The 13,501-nt window shown below is 71.5% G+C and carries 12 protein-coding genes and 1 pseudogene; 6 read left to right on the plus strand and 7 right to left on the minus strand.

From position 1 onward, the window contains the following. Positions 1 to 840: 840 nt before the first annotated feature. Positions 841 to 1,815: pseudogene (locus tag IH26_RS0146460) on the minus strand (carbohydrate-binding protein); the annotation flags it as partial. A gap of 239 nt (positions 1,816 to 2,054) precedes the next feature. On the opposite strand from IH26_RS0146460, the gene IH26_RS0146465 reads away from it, so the two are divergent. Continuing rightward, positions 2,055 to 4,055, plus strand: coding sequence for a WD40 repeat domain-containing protein (locus IH26_RS0146465; protein WP_157437760.1), 2,001 nt, complete (start codon positions 2,055 to 2,057; stop codon positions 4,053 to 4,055). A gap of 3 nt (positions 4,056 to 4,058) precedes the next feature. Here the strand turns inward: IH26_RS0146465 and IH26_RS0146470 are convergent, their stop codons facing one another. Next, positions 4,059 to 4,589 (minus strand): hypothetical protein, encoded by a 531-nt coding sequence (locus tag IH26_RS0146470; protein WP_030442724.1) that lies wholly within the window; start codon positions 4,587 to 4,589, stop codon positions 4,059 to 4,061. Between the two features lie 85 nt (positions 4,590 to 4,674). Between IH26_RS0146470 and IH26_RS0146475 the strand changes: the two genes are divergently transcribed. The 5 genes from IH26_RS0146475 (at position 4,675) to IH26_RS0146495 (ending at position 9,156) form a co-directional block, all read left to right on the plus strand. Then, positions 4,675 to 6,195: a hypothetical protein gene (locus tag IH26_RS0146475; protein ID WP_030442725.1), complete on the plus strand. Its 1,521-nt coding sequence runs from the start codon at positions 4,675 to 4,677 to the stop codon at positions 6,193 to 6,195. A gap of 101 nt (positions 6,196 to 6,296) precedes the next feature. After that, the gene (locus IH26_RS0146480) at positions 6,297 to 7,244 is read left to right on the plus strand and encodes an endo alpha-1,4 polygalactosaminidase (RefSeq protein ID WP_030442726.1); all 948 of its coding nucleotides are present in this window, start codon (positions 6,297 to 6,299) and stop codon (positions 7,242 to 7,244) included. Positions 7,245 to 7,255: 11 nt separating this feature from the next. Further along, complete coding sequence (locus tag IH26_RS0146485; protein WP_030442727.1) at positions 7,256 to 7,783, plus strand: SigE family RNA polymerase sigma factor; 528 nt, start codon at positions 7,256 to 7,258, stop codon at positions 7,781 to 7,783. Then, the gene (locus tag IH26_RS0146490) at positions 7,776 to 8,735 is read left to right on the plus strand and encodes a hypothetical protein (RefSeq protein ID WP_030442728.1); all 960 of its coding nucleotides are present in this window, start codon (positions 7,776 to 7,778) and stop codon (positions 8,733 to 8,735) included. The genes IH26_RS0146485 and IH26_RS0146490 overlap by 8 nt, the downstream gene beginning before the upstream one ends. A 58-nt stretch (positions 8,736 to 8,793) precedes the next feature. Next, the gene (locus tag IH26_RS0146495; protein ID WP_245665992.1) at positions 8,794 to 9,156 is read left to right on the plus strand and encodes an MmyB family transcriptional regulator; all 363 of its coding nucleotides are present in this window, start codon (positions 8,794 to 8,796) and stop codon (positions 9,154 to 9,156) included. A 16-nt stretch (positions 9,157 to 9,172) separates the two neighbouring features. Here IH26_RS0146495 and IH26_RS56740 read toward each other — a convergent pair whose 3' ends face one another. From IH26_RS56740 to IH26_RS0146520, 5 genes are all read right to left on the minus strand, one after another. Further along, positions 9,173 to 9,931 carry an SHOCT domain-containing protein gene (locus tag IH26_RS56740; RefSeq protein WP_030442730.1) on the minus strand — a complete coding sequence of 253 codons (759 nt, stop codon included), beginning with the start codon at positions 9,929 to 9,931 and terminating at the stop codon, positions 9,173 to 9,175. A gap of 86 nt (positions 9,932 to 10,017) precedes the next feature. Then, positions 10,018 to 10,806 (minus strand): ABC transporter permease, encoded by a 789-nt coding sequence (locus IH26_RS0146505; RefSeq protein WP_030442731.1) that lies wholly within the window; start codon positions 10,804 to 10,806, stop codon positions 10,018 to 10,020. Between the two features lie 2 nt (positions 10,807 to 10,808). Next, positions 10,809 to 11,615 carry an ABC transporter permease gene (locus IH26_RS0146510; protein WP_030442732.1) on the minus strand — a complete coding sequence of 269 codons (807 nt, stop codon included), beginning with the start codon at positions 11,613 to 11,615 and terminating at the stop codon, positions 10,809 to 10,811. Continuing rightward, a complete protein-coding gene (locus tag IH26_RS0146515; protein ID WP_211268888.1) occupies positions 11,612 to 12,601 on the minus strand; it encodes an ABC transporter ATP-binding protein in 990 nt (329 codons plus the stop codon). The genes IH26_RS0146510 and IH26_RS0146515 overlap by 4 nt, the downstream gene beginning before the upstream one ends. Before the next feature lie 137 nt (positions 12,602 to 12,738). Further along, positions 12,739 to 13,287: a hypothetical protein gene (locus IH26_RS0146520; RefSeq protein WP_030442734.1), complete on the minus strand. Its 549-nt coding sequence runs from the start codon at positions 13,285 to 13,287 to the stop codon at positions 12,739 to 12,741. Between the last annotated feature and the right edge of the window lie 214 nt (positions 13,288 to 13,501).

Here is a 13,501-nt window from a genome sequence, read left to right on the forward strand (position 1 = left end):
CGGAAATCCTCGGAGTACTTCGAAGGGCGGGGCACCGGAACATCCTTCCCCCAGACCACTGTCTGGTTTCAGGGTGTCCGGCTCAAGGGTGGAACTTCAGCCCTCACCGGTCACCAGCCGCGGCAGCGACCGAACCATTAGCAGACAGCCGCAGCCGCACCGTGACCGGCCCCACGGCCGCCGCGGAAACGCTCTGGCAACACCCGGACGCCACACTCGCTGCGCGGGCATACGGCCACCTGGTGGTACCAAGCCGAGCCAAAAGATCTCCGTGAACCGAACCGCACTGCGCCCGCCTCCGCAGCGCGCTCTGCGGCCCGATCGGCGGCGGTACCTGGCGAAGGTCGCTCCGCATGCGGGAGAGCCTCGGCCAGGAGGAGCGGTCCGCGACCCGCCGGGTTCAGCCCTGTTGCCTTCAAGCTTGTCCCGCACCGGGACTACTTCCCTTGCAAGTTGTATGGCACCACGGAACGAGCCCGTCCTCCTGGAGCTGCATCAGATCTCGCTGGATTGAGCGCTCGGACTTCCGGACGTAGCCGGCCGGCTTGGCAACCGCGAGGTAAGCGTTCATGCCGTCCAGCCCGGCGTGGATGGCCAGTGTCAAGGACGCGCCAAAACTGAGGCGTCGTCGACAGGCCAGCCTGCCAAGGGCGGCGACGCCCTGCGGCTGGACGTTTGGCGCCTGGGCCAGAGCCCAGCTCAGGGCTTCGACGCTCATCGCGCTAGCTGCCCGAATGCCCTAGGTTTGGTGCTCACGAGATGGCCTCCGAGGGGCTGTCCAGCCCCGGCGGGTCGCCACCCAGGCGGGGCTTCTTACGTGGTCCGTTTCTCAGGTGCGGGAATGTTGTGCCACCAGAGCCGGCCGTTGTCCACGTACTTCTTGATGATCGGCAGGTAGGCGCCCCAGATCGAGCCGTAGGTGACGCTGCCGCCGGTCACGTACGCGGTCTCCGGCGCCATGGTGAGCCCGAAGTTCGACGGCATCGCGGCCAGCACCCCGTCGATGATCCGGACCAGGTTGGCCTGCGAGGTGGAGAGCGTGCCGATGCTGCCGCTGCCGGTCAGCCCGGTCTCGATGTCGATGTCGATGCCGTCGAAGTTGTACGCCTTGAGGATCGGCACGACGGTGGCGACGAAGCGGTCGGCGACCGCGCTGGAGGACAGGTCGATGCCGGCCGCCGCGCCGCCGATCGACATCAGGATGGTCGCGCCGGAGGCCTTGGCCGCGCACATCTCGGCGGGCGTGGACACCTTGACCCCGGCGTCCATGCCGTTCTCCCACAGCACCGTGCCGTCCGACCGGATCACCGGGAACGCGGCGGCGATCACGTTGTAGCCGTGCTGCAGGATCCGGCTGTCATTGATCGGAATCCAACCCAACCCAGGGTGTACGCCGTTGGCCGCGCCGTCCCAGTTCTCCCAGTAGCCCTGCAACACCTTCCCCGCCGGTCGGGACTTCACGGCGCAGGTGGACCCGGTCGGCGGCGTCGTGGTCGGAGCGGTGGTCGGCGGCGTCGTAGGAGGCGTCGTCGTAGGAGGCGTCGTCGTAGGAGCGGTAGTGGGTGGAGTCGTTGTGCCACCCGTACAGGCGCCGAGGTCCTTCCACAACGACGGCGTCGCGGCCGGATTCCATCCCGCGCCCACATAGGCCGTGTGCGTGACGAGCGCCTGATACAGGTGCCCGTTGTAGGTCACCTGCTGCCCGGCTGTGTACGTAACACCTTCGGCCCAAACCGTGCCCGAGCACGCCACCGCCGCGAACGACGTGCCCTCCCCGGAGAGGGCCACAGCAAACGCCCCGGCCGCCACCGCCACCCCTGCGACCAGCGCCAACAACCGACGACGGACTCCCACGACAGTCCCCTCTCATCGACGAACGTGCCCTGATCTCCACATCGTGGCGTTCACATTCGTAAATATCAAGGGTTCTTAACAGTTCGGCCGGGGCGGCGGCCGTCCGCATGGCTGATCCGGTACTGGTCCGCCGCGGTGCGATCGGGACGTCGAAGATCATGTGTAGCCTGGCGGTCGGCTCGGATCGGGAGGGCGCCGGTATGGATGATGCGGGAATCGAACGGCCTGGCGACGTTCGCGTACGCCCGCTGTGGGAGCGGCCGGGACGAAGGCTGCGGCCCGGCGTCACGCTCGACGTCGACGCCGAGGTGGCGGTCGCCGTCGCGGCCGGCGACGGCCGTACGCTGCTGGCGGTCGCCGGTCTGGACGGCCCGCCCGCCGTGGTGTCCTTGTGGGACCCGGCGACCGGCGAACGGGCCGGCGAGCCCCTGACCCATCCGGCCGAAGCGGTCGTGGCGATGATCGTGCTGCCGGCTCCCAGCGGGGCGGCCCTGCTGGCGATCGCCTACCGGGACGCCGACGGCTCGCTGGTGCAGGTGTGGGACCCGGTGGCGCGCGAGCCGGTCGGCGAGCCACTGCCCGGCCCGTACGACGGCTCCGGCCTCGCCGCCGTGCCGGTGCCGGGCGGCCGCCACCTGCTCGCCGTCCTCGACGAGACCGACGGCGCGCTGCGACTGTGGAATCCCGCCACGGGTGGGCCGGTGCCCGGCCCGGCGCCGAAACCGGGCGACACCTGGGCGGTCGCGGCCACGACCGGGCCGGACGGCCGCCCGCTGCTGATCACCCTGCACGGCGACGAGGACGAGGCCGTGGTCCGGTCGTGGGATCCGGTGAGCGGGGAGCCGCTGCGCACGGTGCTGCGGACCCGGCACGACGAGGCCAACCCGTACCGGCTGGCGGCGCTGACGCTGCCGGACGGGCGCCTCGTCCTGGCCCTGTCGCGTGGCGACGAGGACGACGGGCTCGTGGTGCGGTTGTGGGACGCGGCGACCGGCGGCCCGATCGGCGATCCCATCGAGGGCGACGGCCTGCTGCCCGTGCCGGGTGCCGACGGCACGGTCGCGCTGCTGGCGGCCGGCGACGGACTGTGGGATCCGGGCTCGGGCCGGCGGGTCGGTGACGCCGGTACGAACGGCGTGCCCCGGCCCTTGGCGGCGGTGCCGGCCCCGGGCGGCCCGACGCTGCTGGCCGGCCCCGGGCCGGACGGCACGCTCTGGCTGTGGGATCCCGCCGCGGTGCGGCCCCTGCCGGCCACCGAGCGGGTCGGCCCGGTCGGCCTCCTGACGCCGGTGACGCCGCCCGGCGGCCGCACGCTGCTCGCCACCTCCGGCGTCATCAGCATCGGCGGTCCCGTGGACGACGCGGTCCGGTTCTGGGACGCGCTCACCGGCGAGCCGGCCGCGCGGCCGCTGACCGGCCATGCCGGGGGCGTCACCGCGATGGCGCCGGCGCCGCTGCCCGACGGGCGGATGGCGCTGGTGACGTGCGACGCGGCCGGCACCATCCGCTCGTGGGATCCGGTGACCGGGCGGCTTCTCGCCGAGACGCCGACCGCCCGCGCCAACGCGGTCCGCTCGATGACGGCCGTCGGCCTGCCGGACGGGCGGACGCTGCTGGCCACCGGCAACGACATGAACGTTCTGCGGCTGCGCGACCCGGCGACCGGAGGCAGCGCCGGCGACATGTTCACCCGGCTCGACCGGCCGCCGCTGCGGGCGCTCGCCGCGGTGCCCCTGCCCGACGGCCGTACGTTGCTGGCGGCCGGCAACGCCACCCCGGCTCGCGGCGGCAGCTGGGCGGCCCGGCTCTGGGATCCGGCGACCGGTCAACCGGTCGGCGAGCCGTTCGAGGAGCAGATCCGGGTGTGGTCGCTGGCGGCGACGCCGCCCGGGCACGACCGCGTCCTGCTGGCGGTCGGCACCGGGGACGGCACGGTCCGGATCCACGATGTCATCGGCCGCGAGCTGCTCGGTGAGCTGGCCGGCAAGCACCCGTGCCTGCTCACCGCGCCCGGCGGCCGGCTCGTGCTGGCCGTCGCCCGCCAGGACGAGGTCCAGTTCTGGGATCCGATCGGCTGCCGCCGCCTCGCCGCCCGCCGGATGGGAACCGAGGTCCTGGCGCTCGCCGCGACCGGCTCCCGGCTGGCCGTCGGAGGTGCGGACGGCCTCGCCCTCCTCGACCTGGCGGAAGCCGCTGCCTAGGGGTCAGCCGACGTGGGCCCGGATCATGGCGGTGAGCTCGGCGACGCCCTGGATGGCTCCGGTGATCCGCAACACCTCGCCGTCGCGCGTGACGACGTCGAGCCGGTAGCGCTTGCCCGGCGGCAGGAGCACCCGCAGCCCCGACCGCGACCCGTGCTCGCGCAGCTCCGCGATGTCGCCCCAGGCGATCACCGCGCGATGGTCCACCGCCAGCCGCATGGTGAAGGCGTCCGCCGTGGTGCCGTAGGCCAGGCCGTTGTCGTAGACCCGGTAGACCGCGATGCGGTCGGTGCGCACGACGCGGAGGAACCAGTAGAAGTATCCGCCGACCGCCAGGATCCCGAAGCAGACCAGCCGGAGCAGCCAGGTCACCGGGCCGTTGTCTTGCTGGCGCTGTTCGAGAGAGGTCGAAGCGATCATGATCCCGGCGATCGCCAGGAACAGGAGGAACGGCACCAGGATGATGCCGATCATGTAGCGGGTCGCCGCACCGACGTCGTACCCGAAGACCTGTTTGCTCGTTCCAAGATTCACCTCCGAATTCTGATCAATCCTGTCAAGATCCGCCAGAGGCACCCGTCGAAGTGGGGCGGGTGACACCGTGCCACAGAATCAAGGCATGATGCGTGCGCTGCGGTGGGGGATTCCGCTGGTTCTGCTCGGTTTGTTCATCTGGTGGGCGTCATACGCGACGACGATTTTCGTGTGGGAGCTGCGCAAGGCGGTGCCGTGGCTGACGCTGCCGGTGCTCGTCGCGCTGCTGGCCGCCGCGCCGTATCTGGCGCACCGGGCGCTGCGCGGGCGCCGCAAGCACGAGGTGCCCGGCGGCGTGGTCGCGCTCTGCTGGGCGGGGGCGGTGGCCGGGCTGGTGCTCGGCATCGGCTGGCTGGTCTACCACTCGTACCTGGCGGACCGGGCGTACGCCGCCTCGATGCGGGTGGTCGACTTGCCCGTACCGGATCTCGCGCCCCGGGCCCCGTATCTGGTGGGCAAGGCGCAGGCCGGGCCGAACCTCGGCGACGTCACCGGCGAGATCTCCGACGTCACGTACCTGCCGGACGCGGACCGGTTCGCGACGCTGGTGACGCGGCGCGGCTGGCTTTCCGGGTACGAGGTCGGGCTGGTGCAGGACATCCCGCTGGGCAGCGACAGCCGCAGTTCGCAACGCTGCGCCTTCGACCTGAACCGGGCGGACGCGCGGGTCGGCGGCTGGTTCGGGCACAACCTCGGGCGGAAGATCTCGGACGTCAAGCGGTGGGTGCGTTTCGACGCCAAGGACGTGTACGTGACCTGCCAGGGCGACACGCCGATCGTGGTGGTGCCGCTCAAGCGCCAGACCGGCATCCTGGTGACCACCGAGCGGCCGGCCGGGGTCGCCCTCTACAACGGACACACCGGCAAGCTGACCGTCACCACCGACACGGCCGCGGTGCCCGGCCCGACGTACCCGATCAGCCTCGCCGCCCGGCAGCGGGAGGGCATGGTCGCGGTGGGCAGCTTCGCCGACTGGTGGTTCGATCGCAGCGGGTGGGACGCCTCCCAGGACGGGGCCAACGACGGCAACGACTCCGAGTTCACGTTGCGGTACAAGGACGGCAGTGCCAGCGCGTACGTCACGCCGCTCACCCCGCAGGGCGAGGCCAGCTCGGTCGTGGCGGTGTCCACGGTGTCCACCCGGCAGGCCGGCCTGGGGCTCGCCCCGCTGGTCGTGCACCGGCTCAACCCGGTGTGGTCCTCGCCGGAGGCGATCGTGGCGCTGATCAAGGCCGACTACAAGGACGTCTGCTGCTACAACGACGACCGGGTGTTCGAGGTGATCCCCACCGGCGGCAGCACGTGGATGGCCACGGTCGGCAGCGACCAGAACATCCAGTACCGGGTGGAGGGCCGCGGCCAGATCGGCGGCCGGGAGGCGACCTGCCTGAAGACGGCCGACGACGTGCTCGTCCGGTGCGCGTACGCGGCTCCCGGCTCGCCCGAGGAGCAGCAGCTCAAACAGATGGCGGAGCAGAAGCAGAAGGACCAGGCGGCCCAGGCGAGCGGCCAGACCGGCGACCTCACCAAGCTGACCGACCAGCAACTGGCCGAGCTGAACCGCCGGGTCAGCGACGAGATCAACCGACGCCTCAACAGCAGGTAGTCGGGACGTGACGGAAAGAATTGCGGAATCGGCGGCAGCGTCCGGGACGGCTCAGCGCGTTCAGGGGGTGGAGTTCCCTCAACGCGCAAGGAGTCGCATCGATGGCGTCCAGCCGGAATCGCAAACGGGTCGTGGTGGGCTTGGCGGTGGTGGCCGTCGTGGCGGCCACCTTCGCGGCCGGGTTCGGCACGGCCGACGCGGGCACGAGGCCGTGGGTCAAGCCGGAGCACCCGTCGCCCAGCGCTACGAAGTCGCGTTCGAAGTCGCCGTCGCCGTCGGTCTCCCCCTCCGCGACGCCCGTCAAGTCGGCCACCGCCGGCGCGGCCGCCTGGGCGCCGCCGCCCGCCAACGCACCCTTCGACTACCAGATCGGCGGACCGTACACGCCGCCGGCGGGCGTCAAGGTGGTCAGCCGCGATCACGACGCGAGCCCGGCGGCCGGGATCTACAACATCTGCTACGTCAACGCGTTCCAGGCGCAGACCGAGGCCGCCTCGTGGTGGCAGACCAACCACCCCGACCTGCTGCTGCACGACAAGAACGGCAACGTGGTCGTCGACAAGGACTGGAACGAGATGCTGCTGGACATCTCGACCGCCGCCAAGCGCTCGGCGCTGACCACGATCGTCGGCGGCTGGCTGAACGGGTGCGCGAGCAAGGGCTTCAAGGCCGTCGAGCCGGACAACCTCGACTCGTGGACCCGCTCCGGTGGCCTGCTGACCGAGGCCCAGGCGGTGGCGTATGCGACCTCGCTGTCCGCGTACGCCCATGGCAAGGGTCTGGCCATCGGCCAGAAGAACACCGCCGAGCTCAGCACCGCGCAGTCCCGCCAGATCGGGTTCGACTTCGCGGTCGCCGAGGAATGCGCGGACTTCGACGAGTGCCAGGCCTACACCGCCACGTACGGTAATCACGTGATCGTGATCGAATACAGCCAGAGCGGCTTCACCAAGGCCTGCAAGGGCTACGGCAGCAGCCTCTCGATCGTGCTGCGGGACGTCGACGTCGCGGTCCCCGGCTCGGGCTCGTACGTGTTCAAGACCTGCTGAGCCACCGGTTGATGCCCGACGTCGCCCTCGACCGCACCTCCACCGCCGCCGACTTCGACGAGTTCGTGCACGGCCGGGGGCGGGCGCTGCTGCGCTTCGCGTACGTGTTGTCGGGCGACGCCCACCTGGCGGAGGACCTCGTGCAGGAGGTCCTCGCGAGGTTGCACCGCCGCTGGGGCAGGATCACCGCGATGCAGCACCCCGAGGCCTACGTACGGGCGGCGATCGTGCGGCAGTTCCTGTCCTGGCGGCGGCGCCGGGCCTCGACGGAGGCGATCCTCCCCGAGGTGCCCGAGCCGGCCGGCCTCGACGAGCCGCAGCAGCGGGTGCTGGCCCGCGACCAGATGTGGCGGCTGTTGGGCGGGCTGCCGCGGGCGCAGCGGGCGGTGCTCGTGCTGCGGTTCTACTGCGATCTGCCGGACGACGAGATCGCCGCGCTGCTGGGGCGGGCGGAGTCGACCGTACGGTCGCAGGCTTCGCGCGCCCTCGCCCGGATGCGCACCATGATGGTGGAGGAGGGGATGATCGGCGATGGATGAACTGGACCGATTGCTCGCCGACGCGCTGCACGACGCGGCCTCGCGCGCGCCCTCCGACGCCGGGCTGCTGGGCACGGTGCGGGAGCGGTCGCGGCGGTATCGGCGGCGCCAGGCGGCGGCGCTGGGGGCGGTCGCGGTTCTCGCGGCCGGCATCCCGTTCGTGGTGGTGCTGGCGGCCGGGCCACGGTCGTCCGCGCCGCTCGAGCCGGTCGGGTCGTCGCCCGTCGCTTCGGCCTCCGCGCGGCCGGCGTCTCTGCAACTGGTCGCCGGCTACACCGCGCCGGTCTTCCCGTACACCCTCCCGGCCTCTGCTGGCCTGAAGGCCCCGGCCACCTCGATGCGGGACGGCAATCTGATCGCCCTGTTCGAGGCGACCGAACAGAAGCACCACGCCGACATCACCGTCACCGTGTCGACCCGGAAACCGGCCTTCAGCACGGCCGCCGCCGAGACTCCGATCCGGGTACGCGGGCACGCCGGCTTTCTGCGTACGGTCGACGTCCAGCCCGCGAGGCAGTACACGCTCTACTGGCCGGAGTCCGCGGGCCGGTGGATCCAGCTGGCGACCGACGACACGTACACGATCGGCCAGGTGGTCGGCCTCGCCGCCGCGCTCTCCCCCGCGTCGATCGCCGTGCCGCCCCCGTTCACGCTGGACCTCGCCCCGGCCGGCCTGCCGGTCGACACTGTCACCGACTCGACCGTGAGCTTCGGCGGCGACTTCCGGACGGTCCTGCGCAAACGCCGGCCGCTCAGCAACCCCGACCGGACCGTCGGCGGCTACCGGGCGTCGCTGGTCCACAGCTCCGGCCGGGTGACGCTCGACGTCGACGTCACCGACTGGAACGCCACCCTGGAGATCACGGTCGGCGCCGGCCGCACCATCACCGACGCCGACCTGCTGCGCTACGCCGCCGGCGTGCACATCCTCAACCGCTCAAACCCTTCTTGAGTACGCCCGATCCCTTCGTGAGTACGCCGGTCACGAGTGCTGCCGGATCCTGGCGAGGGTGAGCACCTCGCCTCAGCACCACTCCCGGGTCCTGGTCGCCGACCTCCGGCCGCGGTCGCCCGCCGCGACCACGACGGGCCCGGCCACGTCGCTGGTCGCCCAGCTACGCCGCGCCAGCGCCGAGTTCACGGCGTTGTGGGACAGCGGGGATGTCGCCGTCCGCCGGGGCGAACGCAAACGCATCAATCACCCCGCGCTGGGCGTCCTCGACATCAACCGCCAGAACCTGTTCAGCGAGGACGGCCGCCAACGCCTGCAGTTCTTCACGGCCCCGCCGGGCAGCCCGGCGGTCGAGCAGCTGCGGTTGCTGGCGGTCGTCGACCTCCAGGACCTCGCCGCGGCGCCCGTACCTGACCGATGAGAGACCGCGCTGATTGTCAGCGGCGGTCGAGGATTCTCGCCTTCTCGGCGCGGAACTCGGCGTCGCTGAGGGTGCCTCGCTGGTGCAGGTCGGTCAGCTGGGTCAGGCGGGCGAGCTGGTCGGCGCTCAGCCCGGCGCCGCCACCGTGGACGGCCGGGCCGGCGGAGACCCGGGCGGCCGGCGGGACCGGATGGTCGGCGGGCATGGCGGCCGCACTCTTGCGGCGCTTGGACCAGCGGCGCACGGGCAGCCACACCAGGGCACCAAGGACCACGAGCACCGCGGCGACGACCGGAACGTAGACGCCGGGCAGCGGTGGGCCGTGCCCGAACCACAACTGGGGGTGGATCCCGATGCCGGTGAAGCTGCCGCCGGTGGTGATCCGGTACTGGCCGTCCCTGGTGATGGTGGCTTTCCACACCGTACGGATGGCATTGGTGGTGTTGTCCGTGGTGTTGTCGCTCGTGCCGATCGCCTCGGTGACGACCGGCTGCGCACCGCCGTCGACCGGCGCGACGGAGACCGAAAGACCGGACGGGATGGGCAGGGTGACGGTCTCGTTGCCCTTGCCAGGGATGTAGACGGCGGCTGTGATGTCCACTGTGCCCGCCGGCAGGTGCAGCACGGCGGTGCCGGGGACGTCGACCCGGCCGTACTGGTTGGGCTCCCCCCAGACCAGGTTCGACGAGCCGAGCACCCCCACCGGCATCATCAGCACGAACCAGGCGATGAGGCCGATGACGGCGGCCCAGAGCGCGCGGCGGCCCTTGTTCATGGCGGAAACGTAGTCAACCGCGAAGACGTTGATCAACGGAGGATCAGCCCGAGTGGCCCGCCGTTCGGCTGACGCGGGCCGCCGGCTCATCCACCGACACTTTCGTATCGTCTCAGCCGAGTCGTCCACCAGCGGAGTGCGGCCGCGAAGAGCACTGCGCCAATGGCGGGCGACGCGGCGGCGGCCCAGACCGGTACGGGCAGCTCGGTGGTGTGTCCGGTCAGGAACGCGACGGGTAGGTAGCCGCAGACGGCGATCGGGAGCACGAAGACGAAGACCGCCCGGGCCAGGTCGGGCAGGATGTTGAGCGGGTAGCTGCCGAAGGTGGCCATCAGGTCCTCGGTCCACTCCTGCCACTGCTTGGCGGTGGGGTGGCGCAGCGCGAAGGAGCCCAGGAAGGTCTGCACGGCCGCCTCCAGGAACATGGCCCCGAGCACGGCGGCGACGAGGTAGACCACCCGCCACGGGGTCCAGTCGAGGTCGAGGTACCGCGCGGCGATCGCGAACATCACGCCGGTCACCACCAGGTCGCCGAGCATCGGGACGTGGAAGTAGTTGAGCATCACCTGGCGGTAGACGGGCATCGGCCGCAGCAGGAAGGCGTCGATACGGCCCTCGAGGGTCAGCTCGGCGATCTGCCGGGCGCCCATGAAGAACGAGCCGGCCAGGGTGTGCCCGCCGCTGCGGACCGCCGTCATGAGCAGGACGGCGCCGGGTGTCCAGCCACCCATCCCGGGGAACCGGGTGATCAGCACGGTGGCGAACGCGACGACCGTGACCTGCCAGATCGCCCCGACGAGGATCATGAAGAAGAAGTCGGCGCGGTGCTCGATGGCCGACTTGAGCGACAGTGTGATGAACCGCCAGGTGAGCATGGTCAGCCTCCCTGCACGACGATCTGCTGGTCGGCGCGGCGCCAGGCCAGGCGCAGCGCGAGCGCCAGCAGCACGATCCAGACGACCTGCACGAGCAGGTACCGCCCGGCGTCGGCCGGCGCGATCCGTCCGATGTAGAGCGAAAGCGGGACGTGCAGGGAGCTCTCGAACGGCAGCCAGGACGAGATCGCCCGGAACCAGCCGGGGAAGAACCAGAGGGGCACGATCGCGCCGGCGAACAGGCTCGACGCCAGCCGGATGATCGCCAGGACGCCGAAGTTCCGCAAGGTCCAGAAGCAGGCGACGTCGACCAGCGCGAGCAGGTAGTAGAGCACGAACTGGCCGAGCAGCAGGGTGAGCCCGAACAGCGCGGCGCCCCCGGCCGAGGCGGGCGGGCCGATCAGCCCGAGCGCCCGGCAGACCGCGTAGGTCACGGCGGCCCAGGCCAGCCCGTACGCCTGGTCGCCGGCCGCCCGCAGCCAGTGGTAGCGCCGCGGGGTAACCGGGCGCAGGTACCAGTAGACGATGCTGCCGGACCAGACGTGCTGCCGGACCGTGTCCCCGGCCACGTCCCGGTCGGGCCCGCGCAGCCGGCCGTAGAGGGTGGCCAGCACCGCGTAGCTGACCGCCTGCTCCCGGCTGAGGCCGCTGCTGGCCGGGACCGCGTCGTACAGCGCCCGCCACAGGCACCAGGTCAGGAAGATCTGCACGCCGAGCTGGGCGCCGGCCCCGGCGAGGCGGCCCGGTTGCAGGACCTCATAAAGCGCGGACGTACGGGCGATCCGCGCCGCCTGGCGGAGCTCGGTCATCGGGTCGTTTCCGCCCGCTTGCGGTAGACCGCGGCCATGACGTCCTCCAGGTCGTCGCCGTGCGCCTGCAGGTCTTCCACGTCGTCCCGGTCGAGGAGCTCGCGCAGGAGGTGTCGCTGCGCGGCCGGGTCGGTGCCCGCGAACAGGTGCTCGCCGCCGGCCGTGCCGACCAGGCCGGGCAGCGCGGGCGGGACCGCACCGTGGGCGAAGGTGACGCGCACCTTCCAGCCGGAGCCGTACTCCTTCTGCAGGTCGGCGAGGCTACCGTCGTACACCACCCGGCCCTCGTTGATCAGCACCACCCGGGAGGCCAGCCGGGACACCTCGGCCATGTCGTGCGTGGTGAGGATGATCGTGCGGCCGCGCTCGGCCGTCTGATAGCGAATGAACTCGCGGACCTGCTCCTTGACGACGGCGTCCATCCCGATGGTCGGCTCGTCCAGGAATATGATCGGCGGGTCGTGCAGCAGGGCGGCGGCCAGGTCGCAGCGCACCCGCTGGCCCAGCGACATCTGCCGGGGCCGCTGCTTCCAGAAGCTGGAGAGCTCGAGCAGACCCGCCAACTCGTCGAGGCGCAGCCGATAGGCGGCCTCCTCGACCTTGAAGATGTCGCGCAGCATGGCGAACGACTCCAGGGCCGGCAGATCCCACCACAGCTGGGTGCGCTGGCCGAAGACCGCGCCGATCCGCCGGGCATTGGCCGGCCGGTCGAGGTGCGGCACGTGACCGGCGACCAGGGCCCGCCCAGCACTGGGAACGAGCACACCGGACAGCATCTTGATCGTGGTGGACTTGCCGGCACCGTTGGGGCCGAGCAGCGCGAGCAACTCACCCGCCCGCACGCCGAAGGAGACGTCATCGACGGCCACCGTGGTCACCCGCTCGGGCGCGACCAGCGATCGCAAGGCGCCCCCGAACCCGGGCCGGCGCGCGGTGCCACGGAAGACCTTCCGAAGACCCAGCGCCTCGATCACCAGCTCGCCCACACGACCACCTGTCCCCCATCGACCCGCCGTCAGCCGGCACGAAGGACGGCGCCGGCCATCGACGACCACCCATCCCCGTGATGATCGACACTAGCCAGGAACACCGCCGCCGGGAAAGCGGATTCCCAGGCTCGCGGTCACCTCACCTCCTGCGCTCCCTCGGGCGCGGTGGCCGGTGGGAGGCCGGTGGGGGTCTCCAGGTTGATCTCCGGGCTACCTAGTTCCGCCCGAGCGGCCCAGTTGAACTCGCGTTCCGCGTCCCGGCACGCCTGAATGAAGGGCTCGGGAACCTGGCCGGCCTCATGATCGGCCCTCGCCTCGGACAACCGCCCCACCGCGAGCATCAGAGCGGCGGCGGCCTGGACCGTCGCCGTGGTGTGCGCGATCAGGCCGATTTCGGCCCGGTACCGGACGACCTGGGTACGCGCCTGACCGCCGTCGGCATGCGGTTCGCGGGAGACCGAGGACCCCCGGAGGATCCGCACATCCGGGCCCAGCACCGTCGCCCGCCACTCCCGGCAGGCAGCGACGAAGGCGGCGTACGTCGCACGCCGGTCCCGGATCGACATCGTGCGCTCCTGATGCTGCCAGGAAGCCCGCTGCACCCGAGCATTGAGCAGCGATCCCAGCATCACACCGACCAACGCGCCGGCCACCGAGAGAAACGCGAGCAGCACCTGAGTCATGGCTCCAGAATCCCCGAAAGCGTCAACCGTCCACGACGGACGTGACCCACCTCGCGCATCGCCGCGGACGGGCCGGGACCGACTGGCCGGGGGCCACGAGAGCATCCGGGGCGGCCAGCCGCGAGCTCTCCACGGGGCCCTGCGGGAAAATGGTCGCTTGGCCCGGCCCGTGCAGGTAGAACGGCGTGCCGTCACCCGCGTGCTGGGGCGAACC

It is taken from the genome of Actinoplanes subtropicus (assembly GCF_000721705.1).
Lineage (GTDB): Bacteria > Actinomycetota > Actinomycetes > Mycobacteriales > Micromonosporaceae > Actinoplanes > Actinoplanes subtropicus.

Coding starts and splice junctions, on each gene's coding strand:
- IH26_RS0146520 (WP_030442734.1), bottom strand. CDS start 13,287: ATGACTCAGGTGCTGCTCGCGTTTCTCTCGGTGGCCGGCGCGTTGGTC.
- IH26_RS0146480 (WP_030442726.1), top strand. CDS start 6,297: ATGGCGTCCAGCCGGAATCGCAAACGGGTCGTGGTGGGCTTGGCGGTG.
- IH26_RS56740 (WP_030442730.1), bottom strand. CDS start 9,931: ATGAACAAGGGCCGCCGCGCGCTCTGGGCCGCCGTCATCGGCCTCATC.
- IH26_RS0146490 (WP_030442728.1), top strand. CDS start 7,776: ATGGATGAACTGGACCGATTGCTCGCCGACGCGCTGCACGACGCGGCC.
- IH26_RS0146475 (WP_030442725.1), top strand. CDS start 4,675: ATGATGCGTGCGCTGCGGTGGGGGATTCCGCTGGTTCTGCTCGGTTTG.
- IH26_RS0146505 (WP_030442731.1), bottom strand. CDS start 10,806: ATGCTCACCTGGCGGTTCATCACACTGTCGCTCAAGTCGGCCATCGAG.
- IH26_RS0146510 (WP_030442732.1), bottom strand. CDS start 11,615: ATGACCGAGCTCCGCCAGGCGGCGCGGATCGCCCGTACGTCCGCGCTT.
- IH26_RS0146465 (WP_157437760.1), top strand. CDS start 2,055: ATGGATGATGCGGGAATCGAACGGCCTGGCGACGTTCGCGTACGCCCG.
- IH26_RS0146485 (WP_030442727.1), top strand. CDS start 7,256: ATGCCCGACGTCGCCCTCGACCGCACCTCCACCGCCGCCGACTTCGAC.